Genomic DNA, 16,194 nt, shown 5'->3' on the forward strand with positions numbered 1-16,194 from the left:
TTTTTTTGAGGATACTTTAACCATTTATTGTTATAATTATATCTGCAATATTTTCTCAGGAGAGTTCCTATAAAGAACAATAGAATAATGGACATACATACTAGGCACTCTCCTTCTTTAATAGGGGGTATTAAAATGAATAATGTTACTTGGATTGGGGTAAATAAAAAAGAAATTACAGATGAACATATTCAACAAGTAGAACAATATTTGGGTGTTAAATTTCCTATTGATTTTATTGAATGTGTGAAAAAATATGATGGTGGTTATCCACGCCCTAAAATATTTGATATACCTAATCAAGATGAAAATGTGTTTAGTAAACTTTTAACTTTTGATTTAGAAAGTAGAAATTCCATTATTCAAGTATATGAAGATATAAAAGATAGATTAGTAGATAAGGTATATCCTTTTGGCAAAGATTCGTTTGGAAATCACTTATGCTTTAATTATCGGAATAATTCTCAATCACCAACTATTGTATTTTGGGAACATGAGGAAGAAGAGATAGAAAAAGCAATTTATCCTGTTTGTTCATCTTTGACTGAATTGCTTAATAGCTTACGTGATTATGAAGACGAGGACGAATAATTAATTATGAGTAACAAAAGTAAGACTTATGTGAATTACGCATAAGTCTTTTTAATATTATCCCCAAGTTAAGAAGATTGAGGGGGAAAATTTTCATGAATCTAGGGGGGCTAGTTTAAAAGAAATTAAAAGACAATTAAATATACCTAGATTTCAACACCCGATTAGTCAAAAAATGGTACCATTAACAGATAGTAATGGTAAAAGGATATTAAATGATAATAAACAGCCTATTATGACTCGAGAATTTACATATGAAGTAAAAGGTCAATCAAGATCATTCAGAGGGTCATAAGTTTGGAGAAGGTGGAGTTGGAGATCATCCACCGCATCATAATGTAAGACCTGAATACAATACACGAACAGGACAGGTAGATGGTATGGAGGATCATTATTATTTTGAGAAGAGAAATAATAAATAGGGAGTATAAAAATGATTGATCAATTTAAATTTTTAAATCCACAAGCGTTAATTAGTATTTTTGGGAAAATACCAAAGTTGGAAGAATCAGAGTTATTAGATGTGCGTCTTAAAAGAGATGGTCCGACTTTAGTTATTCAATTGATGACAAAGGAAAATGTTGAAAACAAGCCAAAGCGATGGAATAAGTGGGATGTAATTTATGTAGAGATATCTTTCTTTACTATTCATAATTTAACAATAAAAGGTTTAGGGACAGAAAATATAATTGATTATTTTGAAATAAATACGATAGAAGAAGAAGGTTTATTAAAAATTAAGTGTAAGAATCAAATGTTAGTTGAGTGCTCGTTTGAATGGGCAAAGGTAGAAGGGGTAACCCCAGGTTTAATAGGATTACCATAATTTTGATGGGAAGTAGATAGTTAATTTTTATAATATTCATATTTTAATATTTTGGGGTTAAATAAGGAATGTATAAAGGACATTTGAAACGTTGATAGTATTGCAAACATATGAAGCGGAAATTACTAAAATTAAGATACCTGATTATATACCTGTATTAGGTGATTATGATAGAAGTGTCAAAGGTGAGATTATAATAGGTGGGTATGGTTATAGATTCCGCAGGAGTTTCATTTAAGTTTGAGAAGGAAGCGAGATAATAGAATGCAAAAATTTTCAAAAATAGTTATATGTGTTGGTGCGTTAATAATGATTATACTGGGCATGATTGTACATGATACATGGAAGGATAGGATTTATTTTTCTTTAGCTGTACTTTTTGTTACCGTACTTTCTTTACTATGGAATATAGTTGCTCATAATGTTATGGATAAATTTAGAAAAAAGGAGAATGAATAGCTATGAAACTTTTAATGATTGGAACAATAGCAGGGTGGTTTAATTAACATGAAAAGAAATACAGATTTTAATAAAAAAGTTTTTGAATATTACATGGCTCTTTATGCTGTAAATGATATAAGATCGACTATAATTACTCTTGTGATTGGGATAGCAGATATATTTGTGCTTTTGCCTGCTTTTGCGAATCCTGTTCAACCGATATATATGTACATAATAGTTCCACCAATTGCTTTTTTAAATGTATGGGCAATATGGATTGTTATAAATCCTAGGAAGCGGCAATTACAATACACTCTATTTCGTGGGGTATTTGGCATCGTATGTTCAGTAGGATTATTAGTTATAACCCAAAAGTTTGCATATGGAATGTTAGGATTACAAACTCCAATCTATTTTGTTTTTTCAGTTGGTTTGTATATTTTTGCTTTGAATTATTATTATAAAAATCATATTAAAAAACTTCAGAAACCAATCAAAAAATCAAAATCATCGAAAAAAAACTCTGGTTTCGGAGTAGTGGCTTTTATAGGATTGGGTCAACTCGTTGCTAATATCAGTCTTGGTTTTGCAACGCAAAAGATGGTAGCAATTGTATTAATGTGTGTATATTCCATGCTTTCGTTTATGTTGTTTCATTTCATTATGGAACTCCATAGGTATTATTATTTAAGGAAGCATATAGAAGATGGGGGTAGAACACATGAAACCTTTTAAAGAGGTTTATTGAATTTTAAGTATTGTGATTTATGGAAGGAAACAAAAACTTATGGTTAAAGAACCTGTGATGTATGACTATATTGGCTGTTTTTATCTAGAAGGAGGAAAGCTGATATGCAAGCATTTAAAGTTGGGAAATTAGTCACATTCGTTGCAATTATAATACTTCTTGTAGTTGCTATTTTATCTCCTTACAACTTATTTAAAAAGATTTATTTTATTATTGGTGTTCTTATTATTGGCGCAATTTCACTTGGTGCAAATAAATTCTTTGAACTGATACACAGTAAATTTGATAAGAAATGATATTACTTATGTGATATGGAAATTCCCCTCTAAATCATTAAGGTTTTAGAGGGGAATTTCCATAATATGATTTTACCGGATTACGTGGAACTAAATTAGTTTATCACTATATTGGTGGTGGTCAAGCTGTTGGTGTTCCGCTGCGACTACATCCTGGTTTTGGAGGGATTCATAACGCAGAAAAAGCGATTGGAGCATGGGGAAAAGATGCAGAATATGTAGAAATGCTTCAGAAATGTATTGAACATCATACATTAGGAGGTAAATAAAAAAATGAAAAATGAAATGGAAAATTGTTTTGATAAAATAATTAGAGAGTGGCAAGACTGTAATAATTCATTGCCAAAATCTTTATGGATAGAAGAAGCAGAGGCTTTTATCTATGAAGGAGAACCAGATACAGAGGGGTACGTATTTTGGAAACCTTTAGAGAAAAATATAATTCATGATTTTTCTGATATAGAAAAAGATTTGGGGATACAATTACATAATTCAATTAAAGAATATTATAATTCTTATTGGTTTTTAGACTTAGGAGGTAATTATTTAGGTTATGATTTTGAATTAAATCCCGTTATACCAGGAATTGAACTGCATGATTTTTATGTATCTTTACAAGGATACCAAGGCGCACATGATAATCAACTGAATAATATTCCTATTGGTATGGAATTTAATGGTCTCCTGGTAGTTGTAGATAATGGAAATGGACAAGTGAAATTAGAAGATTATGAAAGCGGAAGCTTCGAAGTTATTTGTGATAGTTTAGCAGAATTAGTTTTAAATCTTTCATAATGTATATTAAAAAATAAAAAGTAAAAGTTGGCATTTATGAGTCCGCTTTTATTTTTTTAAATATATAGTTTGGATTTGTTTTTAAAAATTAGATAAGGAATGTATAAAGGACATCTGAAACGTTGATAGTATTGCAAACATATGAAGCGGAAATTACTAAAATTAAGATACCTGATTATATACCTGTATTAGGTGATTATGATAGAAGTGTCAAAGGTGAGATTATAATAGGTGGGTATGGTTATAGATTCCGCAGGAGTTTCATTTAAGTTTGAGAAGGAAGCGAGATAATAGAATGCAAAAATTTTCAAAAATAGTTATATGTGTTGGTGCGTTAATAATGATTATACTGGGCATGATTGTACATGATACATGGAAGGATAAGATTTATTTTTCTTTAGCTGTATTTTTTGTTACCGTACTTTCTTTACTATGGAATATAGTTGCTCATAATATTATGGATAAATTTAGAAAAAAGGAGAATAAATAGCTATGAAACTTTTAACGATTGGAACAATAGCAGGGTGGTCTAATTAACATGAAAAAAAGTATAGATTTTAATAAGAAAGCTTTTGCACATTATATGGCTCTTTATCCTGTAAATGAAATAAGGGTCCACGTAATTGGTCTTGTCCTTTTGGGGGCAGACGTGTTCGTTCTTTTGCCTGCTTTTGCGAATCCTTTTCGATTACTTTATGTATATATAGTAACTCCTCCAGTTATTTTTTTAAATTTGTGGGCGATATGGATTGCTATCAATCCTCGGAAACGACAATTACAATACACTCTATTTCGAGGAGTATATGGCACCATATGTTCAGTCGGATTATTGGTTATAACGCAAAAATTTGCCTATGAAGTGTTGCAATTACAAACTCCCATCTATTTTATTCTTTCATTTGGTTTGTATGGTTTTGCTTTGTATTATTTTTATAAAAATCATATTGAAAAACTTCAGGAACCAAGAAAAAAATCAAAATCATCGAAAGGAACTGGTGGTGTAAAAGTAGCAGCTATTGCAGCGGGATTGGGGCAGTTAATCGCTAATATAATTCTTAGCATCGCAACACAACAGATGGGGGCAATTGTATTTATGTGTGCATGCACAGTGTTTTCGTTTGGTTTGTTTTATATGATTATAGAACTCCATAAGTATTATTATTTACGGAAGCATATAGAAGATGGAGGGAAAGTACGTATAGGCTTTTAAAGAGGATTTGTTGCATTTCAAGTATATAATCGCATTCTTCTTATGGAAGCCATTCACGAGACTTATAGCAATAAAAGATGTATAAGTGGAAGATTATATTCTAGTAAAACATCTGAAGGAATGGAAATTAGGTTTGTTCTTATTAATGATAAGATTATAACTGTTTATCCCGTGTATTAAAGAATGCGAGGTACTCAAAAATGAAAGTAACTACTCAGCCCATAGTTAAAAATGCAAGGCAATATGGAGGGAATTGTTAAGGAGCACTCCCCCTAAGTTTCAGATGAAATTAAATGATTGAATATTTACATTTAAATAATCGACTATTTATGCTTTAATATTTATATGTACATAACTGGGATAATTAGGGATTTATATTTGATATGTTTTAAGAAAGGGGAATGTTTTTTATATGGAAACTCCAGAAAATCAATTTAAACGTGCACTTAATCCTTGGTTCTCCATTTGGACAAAACCACGTGATACAATGAAAGAAATTTTTATATCCAAACCTAAGAATGTGTTTTTACTCATTTTATTAGGCTCATTCGTACAGACTTTAGATCGAGCATCTTCTAAAAATGTGGGGGATTCAATAAGTAGTCCAGTTTCAATAATCTCAATGGTTATATTCGGTACCTTCGTTGCTTTCTTAATTTATTATTTTTTGCTACCAGCGTTATTTAATTGGGTGGCAAAAAAACTTGGTGGACAAGGTACATTTGAAAAAACACGTTACGCAGTTGCCTATTCTTATATCCCTTACGTTTACTCTCTTATATTAGTTTGGCTGCCTTCATTTTTCTTGTTTGGGATAGAAAACTTTACGAGTGAGACACCGAAAATGGAGAGTAGCATAACTTTAACGATTTTGTTTCTTATTTTTGCCATAATTGATATAGTTATTGGAATTTGGACAATCATTATTTCTTTAAAATGTTTAGGAGAAGCACACCAATTTTCAGCATGGAAAGCATTATTAACAATAATAATATCCTTTATGATTATCATTCTTCCTTTAGTAATAATAGTATTTCTTATAGTAGGGGTTACAATCTTTTAATCATTGATTTGCTTATTATTTACCCAAAGGTTTTCTACGCGCTGTTAGTAATTGTTACAGGGTGAACAACCACATGATTCGGATGTTCCACTTGGCGAAGCGTATGACCTATATGATCAAATTGATCGCCCGTTTTACGGCCTGTTTTTCTTATTATCAGTGTTAACAGGAATTTGTGAAGGCAAACTTGAAAATCAAATATTAAACTATTAAAACCTTAAGGGAGCTGAGTAGATTGTCTTTGTTTGTCCCTTATTTTCCAATTGGAGAATAAGGGACAAATTTTTATGGAGGAGTAAATGAAGCTTTTTACCATTCCCGCCATTCTTCTGTTATATCTTCCTCAGATTCTAAGCCAGCTATTCGTGCAGCTGCATCGATAAATTCATAGAGATCTTCTCTTTCCATTGTTTCGATAAAATGGTCATGTTCGATATTTAGTTCATTTAATTTCATAACTACCTCTTTAACAACTTGCATGACTTCAGCTTCGGTTGGATTCTCACCTAATTGCTGTAAATTGTTAATGTAAGTGTCAAGAGCCGTATTTGTTGCACTTATATTTTCTTCAGTGAAAAATTCCCCGTCTTCATCATACTCAACCCATGCGGTTGTTGGTTTGTTTTTTTTCAATTCATCAAATGTCATGATAACCTCCTAAATATGTTTTTTTTCTTTAATTTCATTCTACATTTTCGATCATATATAACAATCATTTTAGAGGGATTTTCTGTAAGTTGATAGTTTTTTAACTCATTTTGTGAGGTAATCTATTCGTGGTTTTTTTATTTTATTATCCTTATACATATATTTTATGGCAAGAATGCATGAATAGATTTCAAACTTTCTACATTTGCGAAAAAGTTTGACAATACATACGGGTAGTGGTAATTTAAAACCTATAAGAAAACTCGGTATTAATTCCGAGTTTTCTTATAGGTGTAAATAGTCGAGAGGGGTCGAAATATGAAGAAGAAGTTGTTTGTATTACCATTTGTCCTACTATTATTTATTGCATTAGCTGCTTGTTCAGGGGAAAAAGATTCGAAGCAAGCAGGAACTAGTAAATCAGGGACTCCGAAAGATGGAGGAGCGTTAACGATTGGTGTTAGCGATAACCCGGATACGATGAATCCGCTTTATGCGAATGATCGTGTGTCGTTAACTGTGCAGCAAGCTTTATATGCACCGCTGTATCATATGGAAGACGGTAAGAAAAAATTTGTTCTTGCTGAGAGCTTTACGCCTTCAGAGGATCAATTAACATGGACTTTAAAACTAAAGGATAATTTGAAATGGCATGACGGTAAGAAGATTACATCAGACGATATTGCATTTACATTCCAATCTATTTTAGATGAGAAGCAAAATAGTTCAAGCCGTGAAAACTTTATTTTTAAAGGAAAGCCGCTTGAGGTGAAAAAAGTGGATGAGCTAACGACTCAATTCGTATTACCACAAGTAAGTGCATCTTTTGAAGGTGTGATGAATGATTTCTTCCCAATTCCGAAACATGTATTTGAAGGGGAAGCAGATTTAGCGAAGAGTAAGAAAAACTTACAGCCTGTAGGATCAGGTCCATTTAAGTTTAAAGAGTATAAATCAGATGAGTACGTTGCATTAGATCGATTCGATGATTATGTCGGCGGTAAAGCGAAATTAGACTCTATCGTATACCGCGTTGTAAAAGACCGTAATACAGCAAATGTTTCACTGCAAAATGGTCAAATCAACATGAAGATGATTGAGCCGCAAGACTTTAAGAAATTAGATAGCACTGGGAACTTCTCAATGGTGACATTCCCTGAAGGTAGATTATTCTACTTATCTTATAACCAAAATACAGATCTAATGAAGAAAAAAGAAGTGCGCCAAGCAATCGCGTATGCGTTAGATAAGAAAGAAATGATTAACTCTGCATTCGTTTCGAGTCAATTTGCAGAACCAGCAAATTCAATCTTAACGCCAGACGCTATGTATTATGCAAAAGACATTAAAGAGTATAAGTATGATAAAAAAGAAGCGAAAGATTTATTAGCGAAAGCTGGCGTGAAAGATAAAGAAAAAGTACGCGTTATGTATGTAACGAATAATAAAATTATGGAAAGCTTAGCGCTTTATACGCAACAAAAATTACAAGAAGTTGGCTTAGAAGTTGAACTAAATGCATTAGATGCTAGTGCAGCAAGTGATAAAAGCTTAGATAAAGAGAATAAAGAATATGATATTACATTCGGTGGTTACATAATGGGGCCTGAGCCAGATTCATATAAGAGCTTATTCTTAAGTAATGCTGAATACAATTATGCACGTTATAAAAACGCTGATTTCGATAAGTTATGGGAAGAAGCTGCAGTTGAAACAGATAAAACGAAACGAGCAGAACTATACCATAAAATTCAAGAGACAGCTAGAGAAGACTTACCTTATCTACCAATCGCATATCCGAAAGCAGTTATTGCAGTAGATAAAAAGTTTGATGGATTGAAAGAAGCAAAAGCAATTCCAGTTACAATGTTTGAAGATTTATCTAAGATTTATGAAGTGAAATAAGAAACTGTAAAGAAGCTGGTGGAAATCAGCTTCTTTATCAAGTTAAAGCCTAATTGATGTAGGCTAATGAAAGTTTCACTTTACCTTGAGGGGGGAAGTTTGTGTATAAAGTAATTGGGAAGAGGCTTTTAAATGCAATTCCGCTTTTATTTGTTATTTCTATTATTTCTTTTCTATTAATAAAACTAGCACCGGGCGATCCTGTTCGAAACTTTGTCACGCCGAATATGAGTCCAATTGATGTTGAGCGTATTCGCACAAGTTTAGGGCTAGATCAACCAATTTATATGCAGTATATTTTATGGTTAAAAAATATTTTAACAGGGAACTTTGGTTATTCACTTCAAAACCATCGTCCTGTTCTAGATCTTATTGTAGAAAGGTTACCTGCGACAATCGGCTTAATGGGATCGTCTTTACTCGTCTCATTTGTAATCGCAATCCCGCTTGGACTACTTACAGGTGTGAAAAAGAATTCTATCTTTGATCGCATTGTGAACTTTATCTCTTATGTGGGAATCTCAATGCCAGTCTTTTGGTTCGCGTTATTATTAATCTACTTATTCTCTTTAAAGTTGAATCTTCTTCCGAGTATGGGTATGCGTACAGTCGGTCAAGATTCCTTCTTGGATATTGTGCAGCACGGCATTTTACCTTGTATGGTGCTTGCGTTCCAAAACGTCTCTGTTTATATGAGATATATTCGCTCCAGTACAATCCAGCAATTAGAAGAAGATTACGTACAAATTCAATATGCGTACGGTGCTTCAAAGAAGACCGTTTTATTTAATCACGTACTTCGAAACGTATTAATACCGATCATTACAATTTTCGGATTATCTATTCCAAGTTTAGTAGGCGGAGCGTTTATTACGGAAACAGTATTCTCATGGCCAGGTCTTGGTTCGCTCGGGGTAAATGCTATTTTTAGATTTGATTATCCGATTATCATGGCAATTACATTATTATCATCATTCATGTTAATTCTCGGTAACTTAATTGCTGATATTTTATATGGCGTAGTAGATCCGCGCATTCGAATGAGGGGGTGATTTGGAATGAATAATAGGAGATTTCAAACGATAAAAAGTAGTTTTACGAAAAATAAGTTTGTACTAATGGGAGTTATTATACTTGCGGTTTTAACGATCGCATCCATTTTTGCATTCGTATCGCCATACGATCCTAGCAAAATGTCGATTCCAGATCGTTTACAAGAACCGAGTATGAGTCATCCTTTCGGCACGGATGATTACGGAAGGGATTACTTAACGAGGGCATTATATGGCGGACGCGTTTCGCTTGCGGTCGGTTTTCTTGCAATGGTTGTATCTATTACAATCGGAACCGCAGTCGGAACAATTAGTGGATATTTTGGCGGAAAGTTAGACAACTTCTTAATGCGAATTGTGGAAGTACTTATGTCAATTCCATCATTCTTCTTAATGTTACTATTAAATGCTTATTTAAAACCAGGAATTACGACATTAGTTCTTATTATTGGATTACTAACATGGATGGACACCGCTCGTATTGTAAGGGCAGAAACGTTATCCGTAAAAGAGCGTGAGTACGTTTTATATGCAAAAGTATCAGGACAAAAATCACTTATGATTATTGTAAGACATATCATTCCTAACATTTTATCAACCATTATTATCGCCGCGACATTAACAATTGCGACATCGATTTTAATGGAATCATCACTTAGTTTTTTAGGTTTAGGTATTAGAGAACCAGATTCTTCTTGGGGCAGTATGCTAAACAATGCGCAAGGATATATTGGTGAAGCTTGGTATTTAACGCTCTTCCCAGGATTCCTTATCCTTTTAACGGTACTTAGTTTTAACGTAATTGGTGAAGTATTGAAGAAAGCTTTCGCGCCAAAAGGAGCTGGAAATGAAAACTAAAATGTTAAGTGAAAGGAGTGAGAAGCGTGTCTGAAAAACTATTAGAAGTGAATAATTTAAAGACTTCTTTTTTCATAGAAAGCGGAGAAGTAGAAGCAGTTCGCGGCGTTACATTTCGTTTAAATAAAGGAGAAGTAGTTGGTATCGTTGGGGAGTCTGGAAGCGGAAAGAGTGTGATGGCGAAGTCTGTTATGTCTCTCGTTACATCACCAGGGAAAGTGAAGGAAGGGGAGATCCTTTTTCATAATGAAAATATCCTTTCTAAATCCGAGAAAGAATTACGCTCTATTAGAGGAAATCAAATTTCACTTATCTCCCAAGATCCAATGTCTGCGCTAAATCCGGTCGTGAAAATTGGAAAGCAAATGACGGAAGTAATTATACGGCATCAAAAAGTGAAAAAGAAAGAAGCAGAGAAAATCGCAGTCAACTTGTTAAAACAAGTCGGTCTTTCTTCACCAGAAGAAAGGGTAAAACAATATCCGCATGAACTAAGCGGCGGTATGAAGCAGCGAGTTATGATCGCAATGGCGATGTCTTGTAACCCAGACCTTCTCATTGCGGATGAACCGACGACAGCGCTTGATGTAACGATACAAGCACAAATACTAGATTTAATGAAAAACTTAAAGAACGAAACGAATATGGCGTTACTTCTTATTACGCATGACTTAGGAATTGTCGCGCAAAACTGTACGCGTGTCATCGTTATGTACGGCGGGCTTATTATGGAAGAAGGACCTGTACTTGATATTTTCCAATCGCCGAATCATCCATATACGAAAGGCCTATTAAACTCTCTGCCAAAAATAGCGAACGGCGTAAAAGAAAGACTCGCTCCTATTCAAGGTGTAACACCAAACTTATTAAACCCACCACAAGGTTGCCCATTCGCAGAGCGTTGCCCGCATGCGATGGACATTTGTGAAAAAGAACGTCCACCATATTTTGAAATCGGAAACGAAAGACGTTCCATGTGCTGGTTAAACGATAAGACAGTAGGTGAATCACATGCATGAAGACAACTTAATTGAAGTTCGGAACTTAAAAAAATACTTTCCTATTAAAAAGGGACTATTCGGCAGAAAAACGGAACAATTAAAAGCAGTCGATGACTTAAGCTTTACTATTAAAAAGGGTGAAACATTCGGGTTAGTAGGAGAATCGGGCTGCGGAAAATCAACGACAGGAAGAAGCATCATTCGTTTACACGATGTCACTTCAGGTAACGTTTTATTCGACGGAACAGACATCGCAAGTTTAAAGGAAAGTGAACTAAAAGAATATAGAAAACGAATGCAAATCATTTTCCAAGATCCATACGCATCATTAAACCCGGCAATGAATGTATTCCAAATTATTAGCGAACCAATGAACATTCACGGCTCTTACGAAAAAGAAGAACAAAAAGAAATCATATTAGATCTTCTAAAAAAGGTAGGTTTAAAAGAAGAACACTTATATCGCTATCCGCACGAATTTAGCGGAGGACAAAGACAGCGCATCAGCATCGCGCGCGCACTATCTGTAAAACCAGATTTCATCCTATGTGACGAACCAATCTCAGCACTAGATGTCTCCGTCCAAGCGCAAGTCGTAAACATGCTGCAAGACATCCAAGAAGAAACAGGAGTCACATACTTATTCATCGCACATGACTTATCCATGGTAAGACACATATCAGACCGAATCGGAGTCATGTACTTAGGAAACATAGTAGAAATTGCCGACAGTGAAGACCTATACACAAAACCGGCACATCCATACACACAAGCACTACTCTCATCTATGCCAGAACCAGATCCAACAAACACTGGCAAAGAACGGATCATCCTAGAGGGAGAAGTACCGAGCCCACTAAACTCACCGTCCGGCTGCAAATTCAGAACGCGCTGCAAATTCGCCACTGAAAAATGCGCGCAGGAAGTACCGAAGATGGTAGAGATTGCGAAAGGGCATCAGGTGGCTTGTCATTTGTTTTAGAGTGGGGGAAAGCATTGGGGGGACCTGGTGCTTTTTTGTTTTGTTAGTAAGGGGTGGGGCGTTTTTATACTAATAAATTTTATTTAGAATTATAGCGTAAAGTAATCTTTATTCGTATATCAAAATAAAATAAAGGGGTAAAAAATAAGATGACACCTTTGAGGTGTCATCTTATTTGAATTTCTTATCATATAATTTTCCTATACCTAATGTTAATAAAAAACATAATAATGATAAAGGGATATAGTAGTATATGAGTTTGTTTGGTGTATTAAAATAGCTTGGGTATGCATAATAAATTGGGAAAACAATGAAACAATGTAAAAGAAAGTACGAAACCCCTAAAATTAAGTTTTTCATAGATGATCATCTCCTTACTAGAGATTAACGATATTTTGTTTGTGATTTGCCTTTAAAGTTCTTTTGGGAATACATTACCACTTTAGAGACGCCACCAGGAGTCCCAGAGCTATATGTAATTATCATAGACATTGGTTTCCAATATGCAGAAGCAACTGAATAATATGTTCCTGCAATAAAACTACCCGCCGCGACAAGATTACCTCCTAAAAATCCAGAAAGCCCAATTAATGCTCCATTCATTAAGTATACATTTGTCATATCTGCTATTTGTCTAGTATAAGTCGTGCCTGGTTTTCCACACTGTATAGCAGGATAACATGTATATTGAGTTATATTAGGTGATATTATTTGTACCTCTTGTTCAATTAATTCATTTTCTAACTCTTCCGCATAAGAATTAGCAGGTGCTACTGCTAACATAGAAAATGTACAAAGTGTAGATGTTACCCCAATAAACGCCTTTTTTAGTTTCATAACGATTCCCCCATCCTATTGTAAATAATGTATTTTTCTGTATATTCTTATATTATTTGTTTTATTTACAAAAATATAGACTTTTTTTAATATATTAAACATGTTAAACTTTGTGTATGCGCTTTCGCGGATGATTAATGAACTAAATAATACATGTCATAATCGAATAGAAGAGAAGTGAATTTGATTATTTTTTCCGTTGTACAATTCAAAAAACCTCTACATATAAGTAGAGGTTTTTAAATTATATATTAATGAATTATGCCTCCTTAGATAAAGCAAATCGAGTTCAGATAAACGAAGAACATAGAATACATAATTTTAACTAGACTTATTATTAGCTAGTGTATCCCCACCACCAAGCTCCGCCTCAATCTGCGAAGTCTTCGATGACTCATCCATACGCCAATACGTAATAAAGCTGATCGCGATACATCCAGCTACGTAGAAGTAGAATAGTGATTCCATTCCGATACTCTTTAGCCATAATGCGATGAACTCAGCTGTTCCGCCGAATATCGCAACGGTTAGTGCATATGGTAAACCTACGCCTAGTGCGCGAATTTCAGTTGGGAAGAGTTCGGCTTTTACAATTGCGTTAATGGAAGTGTAGCACCGATCATCATGAGTAAGAATGCACCGATTGAATTTGCATACTTTGGAGTGACCCAATAAAGTGAGACAAGGATAGAACGCCCAGTTTGTCGTATGTAGATGTAAACGACAAATTGAAGGTGTTTCTTTCTTTTGTAGGGAGCGTGGATGCCGTTGTGGGATTGGTTGGTGGTTTTGGTGATAGTTTTCACGAAATTTGTCGGTAAATCGATATGTTGTGTCGAAACGTTGATATATTCGGAGTTACGATCGATATAATCGAATAATCGTTGATATATTTTTTTAAAGAGTGGGATTGGTTGTAGATTAATGTAGAAATTTAATGTTTTCGAAAAAAAGAATTGACTTCTATATCTGTTGTAACTAAAATAGTTACATAAAGATGTAATCGATTTAGTTACAACTAATATCTGCTAAAAATATGATTTGTATATTTAATTAAGGATGGTGGTCCATACGTTGCCACCCGGTGTAGAAAGTTACTAACACATTTAAATCAATGCATATTCCAAGCTTTAGTATTTTCTGTTACGGGGCAATAAGGTGCAACGTTATCTTTTGTTAAAAACCTTGGTGGATCTTTCTTTGGAAATATTAGTTTTGGGGAAATATAGTAAGGTATCTAAAAAAGAACAAGGTATAAAAAGATGTACTTATATAAACCAAAAATTTAGTTGAGCTGGATAATAAAAAAAGGTAGGAGATTTAAATGGAGACGAAACAAGATAACCTTATTTACGTATGGGATGCATATTGTGGATGGTGCTATGGTTTTTCAGAAAGTATTAAAGGATTTTACAAAAACCACACTGAAGTGCCATTAACGGTTTTATGTGGAGGGTTATTTTTAGATAATTTACCAATGAAAAACTTCTCATATATAGAAGAAGGAAATAAAAGAATTAATCAACTTACAGGTGCTGAATTTGGTCCTTCATATCAAAAATTGGTGGAGGAAGGGACTTTTAAAATGAATTCGAAAGATGCTGCAATTGGCTTTTCAGCTTTACGCTCATTAGCGCCAGACCGTTTATTAGAATTCACTTCGGCTATGCAAAAAGCGTTTTATTATGAGGGCCAAAGTCTGAGTGATCCTGAAACATATCGCAAAATTGCAATCGAGCATGGTTTGAACCCTGAACAAGTATTAGAACGTTTAAACGCTCAAGAAACAATAATAGATGTCCAAAATGATTTCAATAAAGTTCGACAGCTTGGTGTTAATAGCTATCCTTCATTACTTTTACAAAAGGATAATCAAATTATTCCTATTGGTGGTGGCGTAATGACGCCGGATAAAATTGAAGCGCGTTTTAAAAATTTATATTAAGAAAATTTAGGATATAGTAGCAAACATGTTATCTTAGGGCACCTGACATTCATCTCCGGAATATTCGCCGGTACTATTACACTTTCAGATGAATGGGAGTGGGAGATTTTATCGGAACAAGATAAAAAATATGATAATTAGTTAATAACTTTAACAAAAGGAGAATAACATACTATGTTTAAAACAATTGATACAAATCAAAAAGATGTGAAATTAACGGTGTTTAGTTCGGACGAAAAAAGCTTTATGGTCACAGCAACATTAGTTGAGAAAGCAGGACATGCATTTTTAATAAACTCAAAATTTACTCAATCTGATTCGAAAGAAATTGTTGAGTATCTGAAAAAAAACAACTTATCTTTAGATAAAATCTTTATTATTCATGGGGATCCAGACTACTACTTTGGATTAGAGAGCATTAAAGCCGTTTACCCAGAAGCTATAGCGTATGCAACAGAGCCTACTGTTGAACATATCGTTCATTCTGTCTTAGGGAAATTAAAAGTTTGGAAAGACGCCCTTGGAGAAAATGCACCAAGTAACGTAGTATTACCTCAAGTGTTTAAAGAAAAAACAATTGATTTTCAGGGGTTAACATTTGAACTAGTAGGCTTAGATCATTACAGAACTAGCCTATTTAATAAAGAACTAAAAGTATTAATTGGTGGTATTGATGTCTTTAACGAAATACATGTATTCTTAGCGGATACTAGCTCAAAAGCGGCTATGGAGGCATGGATTGAGAACTTGAAAGTGTTACAAGCATTACATGCTGACATAATTGTACCTAGCCATGGATCAATTGAAAAATCCTTAAATAATCAATCACTTACTGCGACAATAGATTATCTAAGAACTGCGGTTCAAGCTTCTGAGGAAAGTGGAACTTCAAAAGATTTTGTGGCAAAACTTGAAGCAGCATATCCAGGCTATGCAAATAAAGGTGTATTAGAATTAAGTGCAAAAGTTGTAACAAAAGAAATGCCTTGGGGTTAA

18 protein-coding genes and 3 pseudogenes are annotated in these 16,194 nt (G+C 33.9%); 18 read left to right on the top strand and 3 right to left on the bottom strand.

All coding sequences use genetic code 11. The features are described 5' to 3' along the window. Positions 1 to 135 precede the first annotated feature (135 nt). From JDS82_RS18240 to JDS82_RS18285, 11 genes and pseudogenes are all read left to right on the top strand, one after another. On the top strand, positions 136 to 591 hold the full coding sequence (locus JDS82_RS18240) for an SMI1/KNR4 family protein (RefSeq protein ID WP_064057388.1): 456 nt from the start codon (positions 136 to 138) through the stop codon (positions 589 to 591). 332 nt (positions 592 to 923) lie between these two features. Next, positions 924 to 1,013 (top strand): annotated as a pseudogene (locus tag JDS82_RS29770) (HNH/endonuclease VII fold putative polymorphic toxin); the annotation flags it as partial. Positions 1,014 to 1,024: 11 nt separating this feature from the next. Continuing rightward, entirely contained in the window at positions 1,025 to 1,417 is a 393-nt protein-coding gene (locus JDS82_RS18250; RefSeq protein WP_000566923.1) for an immunity 50 family protein, read from the top strand. Between the two features lie 507 nt (positions 1,418 to 1,924). Then, positions 1,925 to 2,593, top strand: coding sequence for a hypothetical protein (locus tag JDS82_RS18255; protein WP_098412897.1), 669 nt, complete (start codon positions 1,925 to 1,927; stop codon positions 2,591 to 2,593). Positions 2,594 to 2,606: 13 nt separating this feature from the next. Next, positions 2,607 to 2,699, top strand: a pseudogene (locus JDS82_RS18260) (DUF4176 domain-containing protein); the annotation flags it as partial. 11 nt (positions 2,700 to 2,710) lie between these two features. Next, positions 2,711 to 2,902, top strand: coding sequence for a hypothetical protein (locus JDS82_RS18265; RefSeq protein WP_001147551.1), 192 nt, complete (start codon positions 2,711 to 2,713; stop codon positions 2,900 to 2,902). Between the two features lie 110 nt (positions 2,903 to 3,012). Further along, on the top strand, positions 3,013 to 3,171 hold the full coding sequence (locus JDS82_RS30190; RefSeq protein WP_345956203.1) for a hypothetical protein: 159 nt from the start codon (positions 3,013 to 3,015) through the stop codon (positions 3,169 to 3,171). A 4-nt stretch (positions 3,172 to 3,175) separates the two neighbouring features. Beyond that, the gene (locus tag JDS82_RS18270) at positions 3,176 to 3,697 is read left to right on the top strand and encodes a SecY-interacting protein Syd (RefSeq protein ID WP_064057345.1); all 522 of its coding nucleotides are present in this window, start codon (positions 3,176 to 3,178) and stop codon (positions 3,695 to 3,697) included. Between the two features lie 538 nt (positions 3,698 to 4,235). Further along, a complete protein-coding gene (locus JDS82_RS18275) occupies positions 4,236 to 4,907 on the top strand; it encodes a hypothetical protein (RefSeq protein ID WP_199713679.1) in 672 nt (223 codons plus the stop codon). Between the two features lie 412 nt (positions 4,908 to 5,319). Beyond that, positions 5,320 to 5,970 carry a Yip1 family protein gene (locus JDS82_RS18280; RefSeq protein WP_000449732.1) on the top strand — a complete coding sequence of 217 codons (651 nt, stop codon included), beginning with the start codon at positions 5,320 to 5,322 and terminating at the stop codon, positions 5,968 to 5,970. Between the two features lie 51 nt (positions 5,971 to 6,021). Beyond that, positions 6,022 to 6,183, top strand: coding sequence for a hypothetical protein (locus JDS82_RS18285; protein ID WP_003304587.1), 162 nt, complete (start codon positions 6,022 to 6,024; stop codon positions 6,181 to 6,183). Positions 6,184 to 6,279: 96 nt separating this feature from the next. On the opposite strand, the gene JDS82_RS18290 is transcribed toward JDS82_RS18285, so the two are convergent. Continuing rightward, the gene (locus JDS82_RS18290) at positions 6,280 to 6,618 is read right to left on the bottom strand and encodes a hypothetical protein (RefSeq protein ID WP_000141760.1); all 339 of its coding nucleotides are present in this window, start codon (positions 6,616 to 6,618) and stop codon (positions 6,280 to 6,282) included. Between the two features lie 318 nt (positions 6,619 to 6,936). Here JDS82_RS18290 and JDS82_RS18295 point away from each other — a divergent pair, with 318 nt between their 5' ends. From JDS82_RS18295 to JDS82_RS18315, 5 genes are all read left to right on the top strand, one after another. Continuing rightward, complete coding sequence (locus JDS82_RS18295; RefSeq protein ID WP_000727698.1) at positions 6,937 to 8,523, top strand: ABC transporter substrate-binding protein; 1,587 nt, start codon at positions 6,937 to 6,939, stop codon at positions 8,521 to 8,523. A 101-nt stretch (positions 8,524 to 8,624) separates the two neighbouring features. Then, complete coding sequence (locus tag JDS82_RS18300) at positions 8,625 to 9,575, top strand: ABC transporter permease (protein ID WP_048566940.1); 951 nt, start codon at positions 8,625 to 8,627, stop codon at positions 9,573 to 9,575. Positions 9,576 to 9,581: 6 nt separating this feature from the next. After that, complete coding sequence (locus tag JDS82_RS18305) at positions 9,582 to 10,433, top strand: ABC transporter permease (RefSeq protein ID WP_001065305.1); 852 nt, start codon at positions 9,582 to 9,584, stop codon at positions 10,431 to 10,433. Between the two features lie 26 nt (positions 10,434 to 10,459). Next, the gene (locus JDS82_RS18310) at positions 10,460 to 11,452 is read left to right on the top strand and encodes an ABC transporter ATP-binding protein (protein ID WP_048566941.1); all 993 of its coding nucleotides are present in this window, start codon (positions 10,460 to 10,462) and stop codon (positions 11,450 to 11,452) included. Then, positions 11,445 to 12,416 (top strand): ABC transporter ATP-binding protein, encoded by a 972-nt coding sequence (locus JDS82_RS18315; RefSeq protein WP_000544054.1) that lies wholly within the window; start codon positions 11,445 to 11,447, stop codon positions 12,414 to 12,416. Before JDS82_RS18310 ends, JDS82_RS18315 begins: the two co-directional genes overlap by 8 nt. A gap of 384 nt (positions 12,417 to 12,800) precedes the next feature. Here the strand turns inward: JDS82_RS18315 and JDS82_RS18320 are convergent, their stop codons facing one another. Both JDS82_RS18320 and JDS82_RS18325 read right to left on the bottom strand, forming a co-directional pair. Next, positions 12,801 to 13,253: a hypothetical protein gene (locus JDS82_RS18320; protein ID WP_064057020.1), complete on the bottom strand. Its 453-nt coding sequence runs from the start codon at positions 13,251 to 13,253 to the stop codon at positions 12,801 to 12,803. A gap of 321 nt (positions 13,254 to 13,574) precedes the next feature. After that, positions 13,575 to 13,897: pseudogene (locus tag JDS82_RS18325) on the bottom strand (alpha-ketoglutarate transporter); the annotation flags it as partial. Between the two features lie 680 nt (positions 13,898 to 14,577). Here JDS82_RS18325 and JDS82_RS18330 point away from each other — a divergent pair. Together JDS82_RS18330 and JDS82_RS18335 are read left to right on the top strand one after the other, a co-directional pair. Beyond that, entirely contained in the window at positions 14,578 to 15,198 is a 621-nt protein-coding gene (locus JDS82_RS18330) for a DsbA family protein (protein ID WP_000448626.1), read from the top strand. A 174-nt stretch (positions 15,199 to 15,372) separates the two neighbouring features. Further along, complete coding sequence (locus JDS82_RS18335) at positions 15,373 to 16,194, top strand: MBL fold metallo-hydrolase (protein ID WP_048566945.1); 822 nt, start codon at positions 15,373 to 15,375, stop codon at positions 16,192 to 16,194.

It is taken from the genome of Bacillus cereus group sp. N14 (assembly GCF_016483555.1).
Classification (GTDB): Bacteria; Bacillota; Bacilli; order Bacillales; family Bacillaceae_G; genus Bacillus_A; species Bacillus_A wiedmannii.

Excerpts from the sequence above, each read along its gene's own strand:
- JDS82_RS18240 (WP_064057388.1), top strand. The coding sequence starts at position 136 with ATGAATAATGTTACTTGGATTGGGGTAAATAAAAAAGAAATTACAGAT.
- JDS82_RS18250 (WP_000566923.1), top strand. The coding sequence starts at position 1,025 with ATGATTGATCAATTTAAATTTTTAAATCCACAAGCGTTAATTAGTATT.
- JDS82_RS18255 (WP_098412897.1), top strand. The coding sequence starts at position 1,925 with ATGAAAAGAAATACAGATTTTAATAAAAAAGTTTTTGAATATTACATG.
- JDS82_RS18265 (WP_001147551.1), top strand. The coding sequence starts at position 2,711 with ATGCAAGCATTTAAAGTTGGGAAATTAGTCACATTCGTTGCAATTATA.
- JDS82_RS18270 (WP_064057345.1), top strand. The coding sequence starts at position 3,176 with ATGAAAAATGAAATGGAAAATTGTTTTGATAAAATAATTAGAGAGTGG.
- JDS82_RS18275 (WP_199713679.1), top strand. The coding sequence starts at position 4,236 with ATGAAAAAAAGTATAGATTTTAATAAGAAAGCTTTTGCACATTATATG.
- JDS82_RS18280 (WP_000449732.1), top strand. The coding sequence starts at position 5,320 with ATGGAAACTCCAGAAAATCAATTTAAACGTGCACTTAATCCTTGGTTC.
- JDS82_RS18290 (WP_000141760.1), bottom strand. The coding sequence starts at position 6,618 with ATGACATTTGATGAATTGAAAAAAAACAAACCAACAACCGCATGGGTT.
- JDS82_RS18295 (WP_000727698.1), top strand. The coding sequence starts at position 6,937 with ATGAAGAAGAAGTTGTTTGTATTACCATTTGTCCTACTATTATTTATT.
- JDS82_RS18305 (WP_001065305.1), top strand. The coding sequence starts at position 9,582 with ATGAATAATAGGAGATTTCAAACGATAAAAAGTAGTTTTACGAAAAAT.
- JDS82_RS18315 (WP_000544054.1), top strand. The coding sequence starts at position 11,445 with ATGCATGAAGACAACTTAATTGAAGTTCGGAACTTAAAAAAATACTTT.
- JDS82_RS18320 (WP_064057020.1), bottom strand. The coding sequence starts at position 13,253 with ATGAAACTAAAAAAGGCGTTTATTGGGGTAACATCTACACTTTGTACA.
- JDS82_RS18330 (WP_000448626.1), top strand. The coding sequence starts at position 14,578 with ATGGAGACGAAACAAGATAACCTTATTTACGTATGGGATGCATATTGT.
- JDS82_RS18335 (WP_048566945.1), top strand. The coding sequence starts at position 15,373 with ATGTTTAAAACAATTGATACAAATCAAAAAGATGTGAAATTAACGGTG.